The 18,783-nt window shown below is 59.4% G+C and carries 15 protein-coding genes and 1 other RNA gene; 4 read left to right on the forward strand and 12 right to left on the reverse strand.

The genetic code is table 11. The features are described 5' to 3' along the window. Positions 1-31: 31 nt before the first annotated feature. From ABG996_RS00690 to ABG996_RS00700, 3 genes are all read right to left on the reverse strand, one after another. Positions 32-610 carry a xanthine phosphoribosyltransferase gene (locus ABG996_RS00690; RefSeq protein WP_055286127.1) on the reverse strand — a complete coding sequence of 193 codons (579 nt, stop codon included), beginning with the start codon at positions 608-610 and terminating at the stop codon, positions 32-34. Between the two features lie 157 nt (positions 611-767). Continuing rightward, positions 768-2,072 carry an MFS transporter gene (locus ABG996_RS00695; protein ID WP_347478374.1) on the reverse strand — a complete coding sequence of 435 codons (1,305 nt, stop codon included), beginning with the start codon at positions 2,070-2,072 and terminating at the stop codon, positions 768-770. Positions 2,073-2,214: 142 nt separating this feature from the next. Beyond that, positions 2,215-3,498, reverse strand: a complete 1,284-nt coding sequence (locus ABG996_RS00700; protein ID WP_148346077.1) for an O-acetylhomoserine aminocarboxypropyltransferase/cysteine synthase family protein — start codon at positions 3,496-3,498, stop codon at positions 2,215-2,217. Between the two features lie 228 nt (positions 3,499-3,726). Here ABG996_RS00700 and ABG996_RS00705 point away from each other — a divergent pair, with 228 nt between their 5' ends. Then, the gene (locus ABG996_RS00705; RefSeq protein WP_347483987.1) at positions 3,727-4,173 is read left to right on the forward strand and encodes a C-GCAxxG-C-C family protein; all 447 of its coding nucleotides are present in this window, start codon (positions 3,727-3,729) and stop codon (positions 4,171-4,173) included. A 67-nt stretch (positions 4,174-4,240) separates the two neighbouring features. Here ABG996_RS00705 and ABG996_RS00710 read toward each other — a convergent pair whose 3' ends face one another. From ABG996_RS00710 to rpsA, 3 genes are all read right to left on the reverse strand, one after another. After that, entirely contained in the window at positions 4,241-4,879 is a 639-nt protein-coding gene (locus ABG996_RS00710) for an IMPACT family protein (RefSeq protein ID WP_430733172.1), read from the reverse strand. A gap of 225 nt (positions 4,880-5,104) precedes the next feature. Next, an RNA gene (gene rnpB / locus ABG996_RS00715) (RNase P RNA component class A) lies at positions 5,105-5,466 on the reverse strand. Between the two features lie 325 nt (positions 5,467-5,791). Beyond that, entirely contained in the window at positions 5,792-6,958 is a 1,167-nt protein-coding gene (gene rpsA / locus ABG996_RS00720; RefSeq protein WP_347478371.1) for a 30S ribosomal protein S1, read from the reverse strand. Positions 6,959-7,273: 315 nt separating this feature from the next. Between rpsA and ABG996_RS00725 the strand changes: the two genes are divergently transcribed. Then, on the forward strand, positions 7,274-8,032 hold the full coding sequence (locus tag ABG996_RS00725) for an HAD family hydrolase (RefSeq protein WP_347478370.1): 759 nt from the start codon (positions 7,274-7,276) through the stop codon (positions 8,030-8,032). Here the strand turns inward: ABG996_RS00725 and ABG996_RS00730 are convergent. After that, complete coding sequence (locus tag ABG996_RS00730) at positions 8,029-9,348, reverse strand: L-cysteine desulfidase family protein (RefSeq protein WP_347478369.1); 1,320 nt, start codon at positions 9,346-9,348, stop codon at positions 8,029-8,031. The genes ABG996_RS00725 and ABG996_RS00730 overlap by 4 nt on opposite strands. A 271-nt stretch (positions 9,349-9,619) precedes the next feature. Here ABG996_RS00730 and rpiB point away from each other — a divergent pair, with 271 nt between their 5' ends. Then, a complete protein-coding gene (rpiB, locus tag ABG996_RS00735) occupies positions 9,620-10,087 on the forward strand; it encodes a ribose 5-phosphate isomerase B (protein WP_347478368.1) in 468 nt (155 codons plus the stop codon). A 151-nt stretch (positions 10,088-10,238) separates the two neighbouring features. Here the strand turns inward: rpiB and ndk are convergent, their stop codons facing one another. The 4 genes from ndk to ABG996_RS00755 form a co-directional block, all read right to left on the reverse strand. Then, complete coding sequence (gene ndk, locus ABG996_RS00740; RefSeq protein WP_006234152.1) at positions 10,239-10,643, reverse strand: nucleoside-diphosphate kinase; 405 nt, start codon at positions 10,641-10,643, stop codon at positions 10,239-10,241. 385 nt (positions 10,644-11,028) lie between these two features. Further along, complete coding sequence (gene argH, locus ABG996_RS00745) at positions 11,029-12,459, reverse strand: argininosuccinate lyase (protein WP_347478367.1); 1,431 nt, start codon at positions 12,457-12,459, stop codon at positions 11,029-11,031. 118 nt (positions 12,460-12,577) lie between these two features. Next, a complete protein-coding gene (locus tag ABG996_RS00750; protein ID WP_158550218.1) occupies positions 12,578-12,748 on the reverse strand; it encodes a hypothetical protein in 171 nt (56 codons plus the stop codon). A 233-nt stretch (positions 12,749-12,981) separates the two neighbouring features. Next, the gene (locus ABG996_RS00755; protein ID WP_347478366.1) at positions 12,982-14,208 is read right to left on the reverse strand and encodes an argininosuccinate synthase; all 1,227 of its coding nucleotides are present in this window, start codon (positions 14,206-14,208) and stop codon (positions 12,982-12,984) included. A 554-nt stretch (positions 14,209-14,762) separates the two neighbouring features. On the opposite strand from ABG996_RS00755, the gene ABG996_RS00760 reads away from it, so the two are divergent. Continuing rightward, entirely contained in the window at positions 14,763-15,590 is an 828-nt protein-coding gene (locus ABG996_RS00760) for a Cof-type HAD-IIB family hydrolase (protein WP_347478365.1), read from the forward strand. Positions 15,591-15,866: 276 nt separating this feature from the next. On the opposite strand, the gene polA is transcribed toward ABG996_RS00760, so the two are convergent. Further along, positions 15,867-18,617, reverse strand: a complete 2,751-nt coding sequence (gene polA / locus ABG996_RS00765; protein WP_347478364.1) for a DNA polymerase I — start codon at positions 18,615-18,617, stop codon at positions 15,867-15,869. Between the last annotated feature and the right edge of the window lie 166 nt (positions 18,618-18,783).

Genomic DNA, 18,783 nt, shown 5'->3' on the forward strand with positions numbered 1-18,783 from the left:
ACATCGCATACCAATCGCTTGTGTTGCGCGCTTAGGCGAAGGTGATCTCGCCGTTCTCGCAGTCCATATCGGCGATACGGGCCAGACTCTCAACGCGGAAGCCGCGTTTGCGGAGCTTGTCGCCGCCGCCCTGGAAGCCCTTCTCGACGGCGATGCCAATGCCGGCAACCTCGGCGCCCGCAGCCTCGCAGATCTTAATAAGACCCTCAAGCGCGCAGCCGTTGGCCAGGAAGTCGTCGATAATCAGGACCTTATCGCCCTCGGACAGGAAGCGCTTGCCCACGATGACCGGGTACTCCTTCTGCTTGGTAAAGGAGTAGATGGTCGTGGCATACTGCTCGCCGTCGAGGTTGATGGACTGTGCCTTCTTGGCAAAGACCACCGGCACGCCACCAAAATGCTGAGCCGCGATGCAGGCCATGCCAATGCCCGAAGCCTCGATCGTCAGGATCTTGTTGATCTCGACGCCCTCGAACAGACGGGCCCACTCGGCACCCATGTGGTCGAACAGCTCAACGTCGCACTGGTGGTTGAGGAAGGCATCAACCTTAAGGACGTTACCGGCCTTTACGATGCCGTCATGGCGAATACGATCCTCAAGCTCCTGCATGGCGCAACCCCTTCTCGCGGCAACGATACCGCGCGATTAATAAACGTTGTTCGATAGTCTACCACGGACCGACCCCCGCCCGCCCCACAAGCCGCATCGCACCACAAACCAGTCTTTTTGGGACGGCGCGAATCGTGGCAGGCAGCCCCCCAACACGCTAATGGCGGGCGCGCATCTTCACCAAACGCACCATGGCAAGCGCAAAGCCCACGGCGGCCACAACCATAAGCACGTAGAACACCGAGCGAAAGCCGAATAGGAATACTTCCGGACGGCCTGCAACAAAACTGGTCACGGCCTCGCCCATCGCCACGCTCATCTGCCCATACAGGATATTCGACGCCACCGTAATGCCGAGTGCCATGCCGGCATAGCGTGCCAAACTGCCCAAGCTGCCCGCAAAGCCGAGTGCTTCGCGCGGGGCCGAGCCCATATACAACGAGTTGTTGGGGCTCTGGAAAATCGACGTACCGCACGACATAAACGCGACGCAGCACACGATCACGGGGATAGAAGAGTGCTCGTCGAGCGTGCTTACCGCAAAAAGACCGCACACGTACACGCCCAGGCCGACCGCCGTGGGGCCCTCGCAGCCAACACGGTCCGAAACCGTACCCGATAGCGGACCGATAAAGGCATTCACCATCGGCAGCGCCAAAAAGAGCAATCCGGAAATGTCGGAACCAAACCCATGCGCGTCCTGAAAATAGAACGGCAGGATAAACTCGGATGCACCAATACCAACGAACACGATGAGCATGCAGGCAAGGTTGATGGTGAAGGCCGAATTTGCAAAGCAGCGACGAGCGGCCTCGATCAGGGACATGGGGCGCTCGCCGGCCTCCGGCTTAACATGCGGCAGCGTGTAGAGCCCCACGATAAACGAGATTACGCCAATAGGCAGGTTGATGAGGAAGATACTCTCCCAGGGAAAGCTTGCCACCAGCATGCCGCCGAGCACGGGGCCACACATCATGCCGAGGGCCACAAAGGTCGCGAGAATACCCATGGCACGGCCTCGTTCGCGCGCCGGAAACGACTCGGTGATGATACCCATGTTGTTAGCCATGGCCGCCGCGCAACCGATGCCCTGAACAATGCGTGCCAGGATAAGAACCTCGAGCGAAGCCGAAAGGCCGCACAGCAGCGAACCGACCGAAAAGACGATGACGCCCAACTGGAACACATTCACCTTGCCGCGCACGTCGCCCAGACGGCCAAACGGCAACATAGCCACGCATGTCGCAAGCAGGTACACCGAGCTCACCAGTTGAATGCGGTCGAGGCCCACGCCCAGCTCCTTTTGCATCACGGGCAGCGCCACGGTCACGACGGTCGAATCCAGACACACCATAAACGTCATGATGAGCACGGTAAACAGAATCGCCCACTTGTTCTTGCCATGGGTGTCGCCCTCTAGGGCAATGTGCTCGCGGCGCAGCTGCTCTGCAGTTTTCTCCATATCCATCCTTTCGAGTGGCCCAACGCAAAAAACGGGGCCCCAATCGCCTGCAAACAGTCGCGATTGGGGTCCCGCCTACGGAATCGGAACTAATGGTCACCGAAGCTTTCTGCCAGCCTCGGCGCCTTATGCGAACGCTAGCCTAGCACTGCTCGAGCGCCTGCTCAAGGTCGGCAATCAGATCGGCCGTGTCCTCGAGGCCGCACGACAGGCGCACCATGTCGGCGGAGATGCCACAGGCGATGAGCTCCTCATCGTTCATCTGACGATGCGTGGCATTAGCGGGATGCAGGCAGCAAGTGCGGGCGTCGGCCACGTGCGTGGCGATCTGGGCGAGCTTGAGGCTCTTCATAAAGGTTTCGGCCGCCGCGCGACCACCGTTAAAGCCAAAGCTCACAACGCCGCAGGTACCGTTGGGCATGTACTTCTGAGCCAGGTCATAGTACTTATCGCCCTCCAGGCCCGGATAGCTCACGAAGCGTACCTTGGGATGGCTCTGCAGGAACTTGGCAACGGCCAGGCCATTCTCACAATGACGCGGCATGCGTACATGCAGGCTCTCGAGCGAGCTGTTCAAGAAGAAGGCCGCCTGAGGGTTCTGCATGGGGCCGAGGTCGCGCATGAGCTGAGCGGTTGCCTTGGTAATGAAGGCGCCCTCGCGACCGAACTTCTCGGCATAGGTCACGCCGTGGTAGCTCTCGTCGGGCGTGGTGAGACCCGGGAACTTGTCCGCATGGGCCATCCAGTCAAACTGACCGTGGTCGACGATCACGCCGCCCAGGTAGGCAGCATGTCCATCCATGTACTTGGTGGTGGAGTGCGTAACGATGTCGGCGCCCCACTCAAAGGGACGGCACATCACGGGCGTCGGGAAGGTGTTGTCGACCATCAGCGGCACGCCGTGATCATGCGCGGCCTTGGCAAAGCGCTCAATATCGAGCACGGCAAGGGCGGGGTTGGCGATCGTCTCGCCAAAGACGAGCTTGGTATTGGGCTCAAAGGCTGCCTCGAGCTCTTCATCGGTGCAGTCGGGGGCAACGAACGTGCAGGTCAAGCCCATGCGGCCCATGGTATGGGCGAGCAGGTTATACGTACCGCCGTAGATAGCAGAGCTAGCGACCACATGATCACCGGCACCGGCAACGTTAAAGATCGCAAGGAAGTTCGCAGCCATGCCCGAGCTCGTGAGCATCGCAGCGGTACCGCCCTCCATCTCGCAGATCTTGGCAGCAACCAGGTCGCACGTGGGATTCTGCAGACGGCTGTAGAAGTAGCCCGACTCCTCTAGGTCAAACAGCTTGCCCATGTGCTCGGACGTGTCGTACTTCCACGTGGTGGACTGGTAGATGGGCACCTGACGCGGCTCGGCATCTCCCGGGTGATAGCCGCCCTGAACACATGTAGTACCGATGGTCTGCTCGCTCATATCTAGCTCCCTTGCCTGGGTTACGTTTTATCCGGTTCACGATACCGCTACCCCGCACCCCTCTCAACCCATCTCCAAGGTAGGTTATGTAACAAATTAGTCTGGGCATTTATCGCAGATCCTGGCATTTATTCGATAGATAAAAATGAGGCATAGATGAAGCTCTCGATGATTACATGCGCCTTCACGGGTACCATAGGCGGGTACACCGTGACCAAGGAGACAACGATGAAGCAAATCGATACGGTCCAGCTCGACATCACCGCCTGTCAGGCTCAGGCTGCCGAATACCACGCCCGCGGTTTTAACTGCGCACAGGCCGTCGCCTGCACGCTCGCGCCCGCCGTCGGACTCGACCCCCAGGTCGCCTTTACCCTCACCGAGGGCTTTGGCGCCGGTATGGGCGGCATGACCGAAACCTGCGGCGCCATCTCGGGCGCCGTGGCCATCATGGGCTTTGTAATGAGCGACGGCATGGATAACCCCAAGACCAAGGGCCAGACCTACAAGCTGTCGCGCGAAATCGCAAAGCGTTTTGGCGAGAAGAACACGACGACCGTCTGCGGCACGCTCAAGGGCATCGGATCGGACAAGGGTCCGCTCCGCAGCTGCCCCGGCTGCATCGACGATGCCGTCGAGATCGCCTGCGATGTGCTAAAGCAGCTCGCCGAGTAAACGGCGGCAACATAAATCGACAGCCGGCGCGCTTGGAATCAATCCAAAAGCACGCCGGCCGTCGCCGTTAGAACTCGGCAAATTCGGGAGCGCCGACCTCAATCTCCTCGCGCCCCGCCAAAAGCTCGCGTATCTTAGCGCAAAACGGCTCCTGCTCCCCCGCCTTAAACACCAAATGAAGTGTCGCGGCATCAGTGTAATCAGCATCCGAAACCTTGGCACCCGAATCCTGCGCCAAACGAAGCACCTGCTCATACTGCGGATAGGCCACACGCACGTCAACAGGCACGACACTCGTCACCTCAACGATCTGCCCGGCCTCCTGAGCCGCGGCCACCGCCGCCTGCGTCGCCGCGGTATAGGCGCGCACCAAGCCACCAGGCCCCAACAGCGTGCCACCAAAATAGCGCGTCACTACGCAGCAAACATTTTTGAGCTCCGCGCCGCGCAACACCTCGAGCGTCGGCATACCGCTCGTGCGGCTCGGCTCACCATCATCGCTCTGGCGCTCGCGTCCATCGACTAAAATCCACGCGGGAACATTGTGTCGAGCGTCGTAATGACGTTTGCGAACCATCTCGATAAAGCCATTCGCCTCATCCTCGGACTCAATATGGACCAGCTGGGCAATAAACCGGCTCTTGCGATCCACAAACTCGCCCGAAGCCTCAATATTCGATTGCAGAGTAAAATAGCTGTCCAACAAAGCCCCTCAACAAAATAAAGCGCAACAAACAGCCTCAATAATACGGCAAAGACCGTACCGTTAATCCCGGTAAATAGAACGGCAACACCGATGATTCCGTAAACGAAAGCGAGAACCCGTCAGCGCGAGCAAGGTGCCTTGAAAGACGAGGGCATTGACCTTATGGTCATGCCCGAAGGCTTGAAAGGCAGATTGCCGCGCTGACGGGTTCGCAGCGTCAACAAAGTGCTGAGTGGGCCTATAAGCCGGGTTCTGTCGTGAACGGTCATTTATCTTGTCTGCACGTTACCGTGCAGCTCCACGCACGCTACCCGAACGCGGACCGGGCCGGCCCATAGCGTTCCTATTCGCGCTTGCTCCGGATGGGGCTTGCCAAGCCGCCGTGTTGCCACGACGCTGGTGGTCTCTTACACCACCGTTTCAGCTTTTCCCTTTACGCCTTGCGGCGCAGGTGGGAGTCTTCTTTTCTGCGGCGCTTTCCGTCGGATCACTCCGCCCGGCCGTTAGCCGGCATCCCGCCCTCTGGAGCCCGGACTTTCCTCACGCGTACTGCAAGCAGCACATCGCGCGACCGTCTGGCCCACTCAGCAGTGCAAGAGTGTAACACACCGTTGCCGCAGGCAATGGCACAACGCAAACGCTCGACACGATAAACCAAGAACCGCCATGCGTTACAATGGTCCTGTCGATGGGCAACGTCGTCAGTCGAGACGCGACCGCGCTCCGCACCCCTCCGTCTACTCGGTGTGTTCCCGCCTCCTCCCCGAGGCGGGATGTCGGCATTTTTCATGCACCGACAACCCAAATAGCCTGTGTATAGCATGGGCAGCATCATGCATCTCGGCACCAAATGCAAAAAGGGACCCGTCCATTGCGGACGGATCCCTTAAAACAAGTGATCGTAAAACCGATTTACTCGGCGTCGGTCTCCTCGTCCTTCTTCTCGGAAGGCAGCGGGGTAACCTCGATCTCGACGCCCAGAGTCTCAGCAGCGGACTTCATGGACAGGGAGATACGACGACGGTCGAGGTCGATCTCCATGACCTTGACCTGAACCTTGTCGCCCACGTGGGTGACCTGAGAAGGCTGATCGACGTGCTTGTTGGCCATCTCGGAAATGTGCACCAGGCCCTCGATGCCCTCGCCCAGGTCGACGAAAGCGCCAAACGGGACGAGCTTGGTCACAGTGCCCTCGACGATAGCGCCGACGGGGTACTTCTTGACCAGTGCGCGCCACGGATCCTCGGTGGTCTGCTTGAGACCCAGGGAGATGCGCTCGCGGTTGAGATCGACGTCGAGAACCTCGACCTCGACCTCCTGGCCGACCTTGACAACCTCAGAAGGATGGTTGACGTGGTTCCAGGAGAGCTCGGAGATGTGGATGAGGCCGTCGATACCGCCGAGGTCGACGAAGGCGCCGAAGTCGACGATGGAGGAAACGGTGCCCTGGAGACGCATACCAGACTTGAGCTTGGACAGGATCTCGGAGCGCTCGGCCTTACGGGACTCCTCGAGCACGACGCGACGGGAGAGGACGACGTTGTTGCGGTTGCGGTCCATCTCGATGACGCGAGCCTCGATGCGGGTGCCCATGTAGGAGGTGAGGTCCTTGACGCGACGGAGGTCGACGAGGGAAGCGGGCAGGAAGCCACGCAGGCCGATGTCGAGGATCAGGCCGCCCTTGACAACCTCGATAACCTCGCCCTCGACGTTCTCGCCGGAGTTGAACTTCTCCTCGATGCGGTTCCAAGCACGCTCGTACTCGGCACGCTTCTTGGACAGGACCAGACGACCGTCCTTGTCCTCCTTCTGGAGAACCAGAGCCTCGATGGGATCACCGAGTGCAACGATGTCTGCAGGGTTAGCGTCCTTGCGGATGGACAGCTCGCGGACCGGGATAACGCCCTCGGACTTGAATCCGATGTCAACGAGCACCTCGTCATGCTCGATCTTAACGACAGTGCCGTTAACGAGATCGCCCTCATCAAAGTCGGTAATCGAACCGTCGATGAGGTTGTTCATCTCCTCCTCGTTGACATCGTCAAGAGAGAAAATGGACGAGTTCTGAATCTCACTCAAAGGTGGACCCCTTTCGAACTACGGGGCCCCGATTGCTAGGACCTACAGAAGGGTGCGACAAGCACACAACGTTTAGGAACACTCGGGAGCCGACAGATACTAATGTGACGCTTATGCAATCACGTTCGTATAGGTTACGGGGAAATGAGTTCGATTTCAAGCGTGAACTGCGATTTTTTACTCGTGTGGAGACTTTTTCGTAATCTTATGAACACACGTCTCCGCAACTTGACGATAACCAGCCAGGCATTCGGCTTTGGGGTAAAGTATCCGGAGCCAACGATTCTAGATCGATTTTTCGAGAAAGGTGCCCGCGTGCTCAAAGCAGTCGTTTTCGATATGGACGAGACGCTTCTCAGCATCAACCTCAACGCGTTCATCCTTCGCTATTTTAAGGATGTCTCTTCGATGCTCGCGGATATCGGACGCCGCAGCCGCGGTGGCACGATGGCACGCCTCGGCACCGTCCTGGTCGACCTCAACGCCAATCGCCGCAGCGGCACGGACAACCGCACCAATCTTGAGTTTTACCAAGAAGAGGTCGAGCGCCGATGCGGGATCCGCCTCTCCGATCCCCTCATCTACGAGGCGTTTACCTACTATGACCGCGAAGTTCTTCCGTACAAGAACGACGATGTCATTAACGCCCACGCCATGCCGGGCGCACACGCCGCGCTCCAGGCCGTACAGGACGCAGGGCTGCGTTGCGCGCTCTTTACCAACCCCAGCTTTCCCCAGGGGGCCATCGAGTGCCGCATGGGTTGGGGCGACCTGGCCGACGCTCCCTTTGAGCTCGTCACGCACATGGGAAACACCACCCGCTGCAAGCCCGATGCCACCTACTATCTAGAGCAGCTTCAGGTGATGGGGCTCGAACCGCACGAGGTCCTTATGGTGGGCAACGATCCCAAGCGCGACTTCCCCAGTCCCGCCTGCGGCATTCAAACTGCCTATGTTGGCCAGGGAAAACCCGGCCGAGCCACCTGGCGCGGAACCATGGAAGACTTCGCCCGCAACTTCAACGCCGTAGTAGAAGCCTTCTACGAACAGCAAGTAGCCAACGAACTGTCTTAACAGACCTGGGTTTTGCCGATCATGATGTTGAGGATCTCGACGTCGGTGTCCTTCATACCCACGCGGCCTACGTAGCCCATGCTAGCGATTGTCTGCTCAACGGTATCTTGGATCAGGCCCTCGCCGGCGCGGAAGCCGCGGCCTTGCATGGCCATATCATGGCCCAGAATCGCCGCATCGACGGCGGCGGAAATCTTGGCGGCGCAGCTCGCCTTGGCGCCATCGCACACGATGCCGCCAACGTTGCCGAGCGTGTTCGAGACTGTCGCGCCAATCTGCTCGCGCGTGCCACCACACAGCCAGGTAATCGCGGCACCGGCACCGCATGCGGCGCAAATAGCACCGCAAAACGCCGAAAGCGCACCAATATAGCTCTTGATATGCACGGCGATAAGATCGGACAGCATCACGGCGCGCACCAGGCGATCGTGGTCGCAACGCAGGTACTCGGCATACTCCATAACGGGCAGTGCACACGTAATACCCTGATTGCCCGAGCCGCACACGATGGCGACCGGCAGCGCGCAGCCGTTCATGCGGGCATCGGACCCGGCGGCTGCACGGGCACGGGCACGGCAGGCGACGTCATCGGCACGAGCGCCCAGCAGCGTGCGGCCCACCTCGGCACCCCAAGCGTGCGCAAGGCCCTCGGCACTGATCGCACCGTTCAACTCAATCTGACGCTCAACGGCAGCGCGGGCGTCATCGATGTCGCCGTCCTCGATAAAGTCGATAATGGACTCGATCGACATGGGCGTGTCGGCGTTATCTGCCGCACGCTCGGCCACCACGCGCTCGGCGCAGGCGGCACACTCCCCCGCCGACTTGCCGCACACCGGAATACCGTCGAGGGTATGGCACGTGACATTGGTGTGGTGGTCGGTAATCTCGACGACCGCGGTATGGCCCCCGGCCGTCGCAGTCACCTTGATGTAGAGGTTGGGCACACCCTCGACAAGCGACACATCGCAGTAGCCGGCGTCGGCGAGGAGCTCGGCCACGCGAGCACGGTCTTCATCGTCAACGCTCTCGAGCACCTCGAGAGCGCTCTTAGCGTCGCCGCCCACGGCACCCAGCACGGCCGCGGCCTCAATACCGTGCATACCGCCCGAGTTGGGCACGGTCACGCTCTTAACGTTCTTGATAATGTTGCCCGAGCATGCAACATCCATATGATCGGGTTCGCAACCGAGCGTCTGACTCGCCAACGCCGCTGCATAGGCAACGGCAATGGGCTCGGTGCAGCCGAGTGCACAGACAAGTTCGCGGTTCAAAACATCGCAAAACGCGGCATCACGGATGGAATCGGTAGGCATAGGTATCTCCTGCTTGCATAACGGGCTAGGCTCTCAAAAAATGTTAGCTCCTTTATTTGATAACAATGCATCAAAAACCGCAACCATGGTTCCGGCGGACGGCGCTCGAGCACAAATTGGTGGCATTATTCATGAGAAGCCAATCTTGTTACCTGCTAAAGCGTTTGACCAAAAAACGCTCGAGCGTTTACGCAAAAGTCGCGCTATCATGCAGTCGAACGCGGTAAACACCTTTAGCATTTGCGCCGCACAGACCAGAGAGGAACCATCCATGAAGATCGGTATCGGTAACGACCACGCCGCCGTCGAGCTCAAGAACATCATCTCCGAGCACCTGAAGGAGCGCGGCTGCGAGGTCGTGAACTTTGGCACCGACACCTCCGAGAGCTTTGACTACCCCATCGCCGGCTACAAGGTGGGTAAGGCCGTTGCCAACGGCGACGTCGACCTGGGCATCCTCATCTGTGGCACCGGCGTCGGGATTAGCCTGGCTGCCAACAAGGTCGAGGGCGTACGCGCCGTCGTGTGCTCCGAGCCCTTCAGCGCCAAGCTCTCCCGCATGCACAACAATACCAACGTGCTCGCCTTTGGCGCCCGAGTCGTTGGCTCCGAGCTCGCCAAGATGATTGTCGACGAGTGGCTCGACGCCGAGTTTCAGGGCGGTCGTCACGAGCGTCGCGTTAACCTCCTCAACGAAATCGACCACACGCGCGGCCTCAAGGTCGTCGACGAGGCCTAAACAACTCAGTGCCACATGCTAACAGCAGGGGCCCGCTCGGAGCACATGACCGAGCGGGCCCCTTCATAGATTTTGGAATAAAAGGGCGCCGCGGATGGAGTTCCGCGGCGCCCAAGCCACACGCTAACAGCTTTAAGGAGTCAAAGCTGGTTTAGCCAAAGAAGCGCTTGATCTCAATCTCGGCGTTCTCCAGGCAGTCGGAGCCGTGGATCACGTTGGCGTTGACATCGACGGCAAAGTCGCCGCGGATGGTACCAGGAGCAGCGTCAAGCGGATTAGTAGCGCCCATAAGGGTGCGCATCTTAGCAACAGCGGAGAGACCGGAAACGACCATCTTGACGACCGGACCGCTCGTCATAAAGTCACAGAGACCGCCAAAGAAGGGCTTGTCGGCCAGATGGGCGTAGTGCTCCTCGACGGTAGCGCGCTCGAGCGTGGTCATCTCCATGCGCTCGATGACAAGGCCGCTGCGCTCGATGCGAGCAACAATCTCGCCGATCTTGCGGTCGCGCACGGCGTCGGGCTTAATCATGATGAAGGTCTTCTCGATAGCCATAAGGTAGCCTTTCAAGTAGGTTCGCGCGTGCCCAAGTCCCATTCCGGCACCCGCCTGGACTGCATCGTAACAGAGTTTTAGCTGCAGTTAAACAAAAAGCTGTTTATTGAAACGTTGCAATTTATTGAAGCGTTCCATATGTGTCACTTCTGTTTCGAAGCCCGATTAGAGTACCATCCGACCGCCCATCAACCGCATCGAACAGAGCAGACGGTCGGTTGCCACCCGCGAACGTACCCCCTTCACAACCTGCCCAAAGGTCCTACAGAAGTTCTCGACAAGCCCCTCCCCCATAGCAACAAAAAACGGGCGTCCGCATCAGCAGACACCCGTAAAAGCAAAAACGATTTATCGATAAATGGCCAAAGCCGCTTCAGTCAAATCCCTACTTTGCCCCGTGGCCCATCTCGACGACCTTGGTCAGCGATCCAAACACGCCTTCGTCGGCAACGAGTTGTGCCTCAGCACGCTGCAACTGCACGGCAACGGCGGCAGGAGCGGTGCCACCCTCGGTCGTACGCGCAGCGACAATCGACGGGATGTCGAGCGCCTCGGTAATATCGCGCCCAAAGAGCGGGCTTGCCTCCTGGAACACCTCAAACGGCAGGTCCTCAAGATTGCAGCCGCGCTTCTCGCACATCAGGACCAAATGGCCCACCACGGCATGCGCCTCGCGGAACGGCAGACCACGCTTAGCCAGGTAATCGGCAACATCGGTGGCAGCAAGGTGCCCCACGCCGCACTCGCGCGCCATAGCATCCTCGTTGACAGTCCAAGTCGAAATCATACCGGCCATAACCGACAGGCACTGCATGAGCGTATGAGCGGTATCGAGCGCGCCCTCCTTGTCCTCCTGCAAGTCCTTGTTATAAGCAAGCGGCAGGCCCTTCATGGTCACGAGCAGCTGCACCAGGTTGCCATACACACGGCCGCTCTTGCCGCGGATAAGCTCGGCAAAGTCCGGGTTCTTCTTCTGCGGCATGATGGACGAACCAGTGGAGTAGGAGTCGGAAAGCGTGATAAAGCCAAATTCGGAGCTCGACCACAGCACGATCTCCTCGGAAAGACGCGACAGGTGCATCGCCATGACGGAGCCGGCGTAATGCAGGTCGAGGAGGAAATCACGGTCGGAAACTGCATCGAGCGAGTTGGGAATCACGCCCGCAAAGCCAAGTTCGGCAGCCGTCATCTGACGATCGAGCGGATAGCTCGTGCCGGCAAGCGCGGCAGCACCCAGCGGGCAGTTGTCGGCGGCATCAAAGGCGGCCTTCAGGCGTGTAAAGTCGCGCGCGAACATCCATGAATACGCCAGCAGATGATGCGACAGCAGCACGGGCTGAGCGTGCTGCATGTGCGTGTAGCCCGGCAGAATCACCTTGTCGTACTTCTTAGCCGCATCCGCCAGCACATGGCGCAGCTCAAGATTGGCCCCCATGAGCTCCTTGGCCAGCGCCTTGACGCCCAGACGTGTGTCGGTCGCCACCTGGTCGTTGCGCGAACGTCCGGTATGCAAGCGCTTACCGGCCTCGCCGATGCGACGCGTCAGCTCGCTCTCGATGGACATATGAATGTCCTCGTCGTTGATGTCGAAGGTGAAGTTGCCGGCATCGATATCCTGTTCGATTCCGGTCAGACCCTCGGCAATCGCTTGCTCGTCCTCGACGCTGATAATGCCCTGGGCCGCCAGCATCTTGGCATGTGCCTTAGATCCGGCGATGTCCTGCTTATAGAGATGTTTGTCGACCGGCAGCGACGCGCCAAACTCCTGCGTGACCTCTGCCACGCCTGCCTCAAAACGACCGCCCCAAAGAGCCATGGAACCGTCCCCTTTCTCCAAATACCAAAACAAGCGCCCAAAGCAATGCGCCATATCGCTAAAGCGATTTTTCAACCGCTAGTTTTACACATTCCCCACCGTGTGCGGAGCCATGTAGCTAATTTGCAAAGAAGTGACGCGCCATGCACTTGGCGCCCAACGTCTCCCTCCGGATGTTGCCCTGCGAACCATCGATCCAGGCCTTCAGGCTCATAGGGACGTCCTCGACCCTTGCAGCATCGAACTCGGGCGCGAGGGCAAGTAAAGCATGCGCGATAGCATTGAACATAATGGATACTCCTCATATATATAGGCGCAGAGCCGCCAAATTGATAGAAGGAGCCCCGCCGGACAACCCCGGCGGGGCTCGGACTCAGCCGCAGACGCGGCATCATATATGCGGGCGGAACGTAGGGGCCACCGATGTTAAGAAGTGTCAGCAAGCATAACGAAAGGTAGGGACCCCGTGCGCCCGTTATGTATCACGCGGATGGGCCGCGCGGATACCAAGGGAAGGAGGCGCTAGGCCTGGGCGGCAGCAGAGCTGGGGCCCTGGACCTTTGCCCACGTCTTGAGCGACAGCGTATCGATCTCGATAAAGCCGGCGCTGGCCTTCTCGTCAAACGTGGTGTCGCGGTCGTAGGTAGCCAGACCGTAGTCGTAGAGGCTGAAGGGGCTCTTGCGGCCGACGACATGGCAGTTGCCCTTAAAGAACTTCAGACGGACAGTGCCGGTCACGAACTTCTGGGTATCGGCCATAAAGGCATCGAGCGCGTTTTTGAGCGGGCTGTACCACTGGCCGTTGTACACGGCGGTGGCCCAATCCTGCTCGAGCTTGATCTTGGCCTTGAGCAGGTCGCCCTCGACGCAGATGTCCTCGAGCGCCTTGTGGGCGGTGATGAGCGTCAGGGCTCCGGGAACCTCATAGCACTCACGGCTCTTGAGGCCCACCAGACGATCCTCGACCAGATCGAGGCGGCCAAAGCCATTGTCGCCGGAGATCTTGTTGAGGGCGATGACGATCTCGGAGAGCTTCATCTTCTTGCCGTCGACGGCGACGGGCTTGCCGGCCTCAAACTCAATCTCGGTGTAGGTCGGGGTGTCCGGCGTGTCCTCGGGATTCTTGGTCATAACCCAAGCGTCGTCGAGCGGCTCGTTCCAGGGATCCTCCAGGTGGCCGCACTCGATGGCACGACCCCACAGGTTGTCGTCGATGGAATAGGGATTGTCGTTGGCGCCCTCGGGAACCGGCACGTTATGGGCGTGGGCGTAGGCGACCTCGTCCGGACGGCACTTCAGATCCCACTCGCGAACCGGGGCGATAACCTTAAGCTCGGGGTCGAGGGCCTTGACGGCAGCCTCAAAGCGGACCTGGTCGTTACCCTTGCCGGTGCAGCCGTGGGCGACGTAGGTCGCGCCAAACTCGTGAGCGACCTCGACAAGCTTCTTGGCGAGCAGCGGGCGGGAAAGAGCGGAGAGCAGCGGGTACTTATTCTCGTACATGGAGTTTGCGGCGATGGCCTTAGTCAGGAACTCATCGGAGAACTCGTCGCGCAGGTCGAGCACCTGGCAATCGAGAACGCCCAGGTCGAGCGCCTTCTGCTTCTTGGCATCCAGGCCGGTCTCCTCCTGGCCCACGTTGCCGCAGACGCAAACGACATCGAGATTCTTCTCGTCCTGGAGCCACTTGACACATACGGATGTATCAAGACCACCGGAATATGCGAGAACGACTTTTTCCTTGCTCATGGCTGTTTCCTTTCGCCCTTGGTAGCTAGTTAGAACATCGGTCAGTTGCAAGTCACCTTGAGGTCAAATACCGTGCAATATCAGGTTAAATAGCAAAAATCAGCACATACATGCCCTAGAAACATGCAGCAATGTCGTGCTAAAACCCAACGACCTCAAAATGACTCTGTTGAGGCAATTCGCCCCATGCGGACAGAGACGATTGTTATCGTCGTCGGGAAATTGCGCGCTGGCGTCGGATGGCATTGTCTGCAGTGGTGATGATCTTTACGAACTGCATCTGCCTCTCCTTTCACGTATCGCCGGGCGCAATTCAAATATCGCAAACGGTACCTTTTCCTCGGTAAACGGCTCTTTTGCCGTCTCCGTTTTCGATGTTCGCTATATTACGATAAAGTGCACGCTGCGCAAGCGACAAATTCAAATTTCTGAAAAGTTTTTTCATTAGTTTGTGAATTGCAGTGCAAATACGCACCATTCCTGCGAAAATACGCTCGACTACTAGTTGATGGTTATAACGTCTGAAACAATCTCGAAACGAAAGGCGCATTTTTATGCAAACTTACGAATCGGACGCCAACATCGGCAACATAAAGATTCTCGCCGTCGATATGGACAAGACGCTGCTGACCGACGAGCGTGTGCTGCCCCAGGGTCTTGATGAGCGCCTGGACAAGCTCGCCGACGCCGGCATCGTATTCTGCCCCGCCAGCGGACGTCCCGCCCCCAAGCTCGAGGAAATGTTCGAGGGCATCAAGGACCGCCTCGCCTTTTGTCCCGACAACGGAGCGTGCGTGATCTATCGCGGCAGCTATATCTATAAGAGTAATATTGACGTGGAGCTGTATCAGCAGGTCTTGAACCGTGCCTCGGAGGATCCTCGCGCTGTCCCCGTCCTGTGCTGCTTCGACGAGTTCTACGTGCTTGCCCGCGACCATCAATACCACGACGAGATCAGCGTCTACTACAACACAATCAACTACGTCGACAGCTTTGAGGGCATTGATTTCGAGTCCAACAAGATTTCGGTCTTCTTCCCCGGCTACGACGCCGAACCCGCTTTCCGCGAGACCTATAGCCCCGAGTTCTCGGACAAGCTCTACGTCACCAACGCCGGGCGCGAGTGGATCGACTTTATGAACCTGGGCGTCGACAAGGGCGCCGGCGTCGCTCACCTGTGCGAGCACCTGGGCATCGATATTGCCGATGCTGCCGCCGTGGGCGATACCTACAACGACATCCCCATGCTCGAGCGCGTCGGTCACAGCTTTATCGTGGACAATGCCGAGGAGCACATGAACGCGCACGCCAAGTGGCGCATTCCGAGCAACAACGACGGGGGCGTACTGACGCTCATCGACGCCATCCTGGCGGCTCGTTAACGTTGCTCGTCGGACCTGGACGGGCGAGGCGGGTAAGTTTTTCGTTCGGTCAGGTCCTGGGCTCGCTCGGAAAGCACATTAAGTGCTTTCCGGCTCGTGCGGAATCTACGAAAAACTTACCCGCCTCGCCCGGCCAGGTCCTGCGGTGACTTGATTGCCGCCTGGAAGGCGTCTTGGCACCTAGATACTTTGGCTGATTTTTTGGAATGAAGGGGACTCCTTGTTGGCAAGGAGCCCCCTTCTGCTTTTGGTTACTTTGGGGTTGTTGGTACGCCTTTATTTAGCGTCGGCCCAGGTTATGCCGGTGCTGGCTTCGGCGATTAGGGGTACGCGTAGGTCTACGACGTGCTCCATGACGTCGCGGACCATGGTGGTTAGGCGCTCGACTTCGTCGACCGGGCACTCAAAGTCCAGTTCGTCGTGTACCTGCAGGATCATGTGGGCGGCAAAGCCTTCTTCTTCCAGGCGACGGCTTACGCGGGCCATGGCGATCTTGATGATGTCGGCGGCGGTTCCCTGCATGGGGTGGTTCATGGCCGTGCGCTCGCCAAAACCGCGGAGTTGCGGGTTTTTGGCCTTGAGCTCCGGAATATGACGCCGGCGACCGTACATGGTCTCGGCGTAGCCCGTCTGTTTGGCGCGCGCCACCACGTTGTCGAGGAACGTGCGCACGCCCGGGTAGGCTTCGTAGTAACGGTCGATCATGTCGCGTGCCTCGGCCATCGAGATATGCAGCGACTGCGACAGGCCGTAGGCCTGCTGACCATACACGATGCCAAAGTTCACGGCCTTGGCGCGACTGCGCAGGTCGGGCGTTACCTCGGACACCGGCACACCAAACACGCGCGCCGCCGTCTCGGCATGGAAGTCCTCGCCCTCGTTAAAGGCGCGCACCAAGTGCTCGTCACCTGAGAGATGCGCCAGCAGACGCAGCTCGATCTGCGAGTAGTCCACCGCCAAAAAGACGCTTCCCTCGCCTGCCGAAAACGCCGTCTTGACGGTACGACCCAGCTCCGAGCGCGTCGGGATGTTCTGCAGGTTCGGGTCGCTCGAGGACAAACGCCCCGTTGCCGTGATGGTCTGGTTGTACGTAGTGTGCACGCGACCGTCACCACGGCGTAGCGGGCCCAGGGTGTCCAGATAGGTGGACTTGATCTTAGACTTCTCACGCCAGTCCAAGATCAGACGCACGATTTCGTGGTCACGCGCAAGATCGCTCAGCACCTTGGCGTTGGTCGAATAATAGCCGCGCTTGGTCTTCTTGAGGCCCTTGGTCGGAAGCCCCATCACATCAAAGAGCACATGCGACAGCTGCATGGGACTGCCAATATTAAAGGTCTCATCACCGGCAAGGTCGCGAATGCATCGCTCGACCTCGGTGATCTGGGTCGCCAGGCCCTCGGACAGATTACGCAGGCGGTCGGGATCCACGAGCATGCCCGCGCGCTCCATCTTGGCAAGCACCGGAACGAGTGGCATCTCGATGCCATCGAACACGTTGGCGGCATTCTCACGGGCCATGCACTCGCGCAGCGGTGCGACCAGCGCCAGCGTCAAGGCCGCCGTGCGAGCGGCGGGTGCCGGAGCGTCCTCACCGGCACCCTCTGCGCCGCGCGCCGCAGGCAGCGCCATCTGCAGATACGTATCGGCAAGATATGCCTCATCGAACTCGGAGCGATCGGAATCCAGCAGATAGGCAGCGACCACGGTATCGAAGATGCGCGTGGAATCGGCAGCGAGCGGATCCATGAGCTCGGGCTCAGAAGAATCGATGGGCGAAAGCTCGTGCAGCAGCGCCTTCGTATCCGGGCTCGCCACGCGGCCCTCCATAAACAGGCGCGCGAGCACGCCGGCAATCACGCCGTGGACGAAGTTGAAGCCCTCAACCTCAGCCGCCGCACAGCTGTCGCCCTCCTCGAGCGCGAACAGGCCCTTGGACGTCGCCAACCACAGCGTGCGCGTCAGTCCAAAGAGCGCGCCCTCTTCCTTGTCGTCGTCCACCACGGCGGCGACCCACTCGCCGGCATCAATCGCGCGGGAGACCTCAGCCGCAACGGCACCAAGCGCGTCGGCATCGCCGGCGGCTGCGCGAACCATCGCAGGTATCTCAAACACACTGGAGGCAGCAGCAGCCCCGCCCTCGCCGCCGATCAGCGCCAAGAAACGGTTCTGCATGGCGATGATACCAAGCGTGCCCAGCGCCGCGGACACTTCGTCGGCAGAAAACGCTGGAAAGGACGTTTCGTCAAAGTCGAGCTCGACGGGCGCATCGGTGCGAATGGTTGCGACCTTGCGGCTCAGCAGCGCATCGTCGATGTGCGCACGCAGGTTCTCGCCCATCTTGCCCTTGACCTCGTCGGCATGCGCGATGACCTCGTCCAAGCTGCCGTACTGTGCGATGAGCGCGCTCGCCTTTTTGGGGCCGATGCCCGGTACGCCGGGAATGTTGTCCGACGTATCGCCCTTCAGGCCGTAAAAATCGGGCACGAGCGCCGGCGTAATGCCGTGATACAGGTCGTCCACGCTCTCGGGCGTCATAATCGCCACGTCGGACAGGCCCTTGCGGGTCGAGACCACGTTGACGTGCTCGGTCACGAGCTGATACATGTCACGGTCGCCGGTCACCAGCAGCATGTCGCAGCCGGCCTCCTCACCCAGGCGCGCCATAGTGCCCAGGATATCGTCGCCTTCCCAGCCCTCGGACTGCAGAATCGGCACGTTGAGCGCGGCGAGCAGCTCTTTAATCATAGGGAACTGCGCATGCAGATCGGGGTCCATGGGCGGGCGTTGCGCCTTATACTGCGGCAGCATCTCCATGCGCACGCGCGGTTTGCCCTTGTCAAACGCCACGACCACACCGTCGGGGTTAAAGGCATCGATCATCTTAAGAAACATGTTCAGAAAGCCAAAGATCGCGTTGGTGGGGCGACCGTCCGGCGCGTTCATGGTCGGCGGCACGGCGTGGAAGGCGCGGTGCATGAGCGAGTTGCCGTCGATAACGGCAAAAGTGCGGCGCTTGTCAGACATATTAAATACCTCGCTTTGGGCTGGGCACGGTTTGCTCACTCCAGTTTACACGCTCCCCGCCCCGCGGCCACCGCACATCAAGCTCCCCCGCCACCGCGAGCCCGCGCGTGATACGATGGCTCACGGTACATCAACCAGCACGATCGATCCGAAAGGAGCCTGCGTC

The organism is Collinsella aerofaciens, from assembly GCF_039836695.1.
Lineage (GTDB): Bacteria > Actinomycetota > Coriobacteriia > Coriobacteriales > Coriobacteriaceae > Collinsella > Collinsella aerofaciens_BD.

What these genes read in the sequence shown, in the direction of transcription:
- ABG996_RS00705 (WP_347483987.1), top strand. Translation starts at nt 3,727, where the DNA reads ATGAAGCAAATCGATACGGTCCAGCTCGACATCACCGCCTGTCAGGCT.
- ABG996_RS00755 (WP_347478366.1), bottom strand. Translation starts at nt 14,208, where the DNA reads ATGAGCAAGGAAAAAGTCGTTCTCGCATATTCCGGTGGTCTTGATACA.
- ndk (WP_006234152.1), bottom strand. Translation starts at nt 10,643, where the DNA reads ATGGCTATCGAGAAGACCTTCATCATGATTAAGCCCGACGCCGTGCGC.
- ABG996_RS00760 (WP_347478365.1), top strand. Translation starts at nt 14,763, where the DNA reads ATGCAAACTTACGAATCGGACGCCAACATCGGCAACATAAAGATTCTC.
- polA (WP_347478364.1), bottom strand. Translation starts at nt 18,617, where the DNA reads ATGTCTGACAAGCGCCGCACTTTTGCCGTTATCGACGGCAACTCGCTC.
- rpiB (WP_347478368.1), top strand. Translation starts at nt 9,620, where the DNA reads ATGAAGATCGGTATCGGTAACGACCACGCCGCCGTCGAGCTCAAGAAC.
- ABG996_RS00730 (WP_347478369.1), bottom strand. Translation starts at nt 9,348, where the DNA reads ATGCCTACCGATTCCATCCGTGATGCCGCGTTTTGCGATGTTTTGAAC.
- ABG996_RS00750 (WP_158550218.1), bottom strand. Translation starts at nt 12,748, where the DNA reads ATGTTCAATGCTATCGCGCATGCTTTACTTGCCCTCGCGCCCGAGTTC.
- ABG996_RS00690 (WP_055286127.1), bottom strand. Translation starts at nt 610, where the DNA reads ATGCAGGAGCTTGAGGATCGTATTCGCCATGACGGCATCGTAAAGGCC.
- argH (WP_347478367.1), bottom strand. Translation starts at nt 12,459, where the DNA reads ATGGCTCTTTGGGGCGGTCGTTTTGAGGCAGGCGTGGCAGAGGTCACG.
- ABG996_RS00695 (WP_347478374.1), bottom strand. Translation starts at nt 2,072, where the DNA reads ATGGAGAAAACTGCAGAGCAGCTGCGCCGCGAGCACATTGCCCTAGAG.
- ABG996_RS00700 (WP_148346077.1), bottom strand. Translation starts at nt 3,498, where the DNA reads ATGAGCGAGCAGACCATCGGTACTACATGTGTTCAGGGCGGCTATCAC.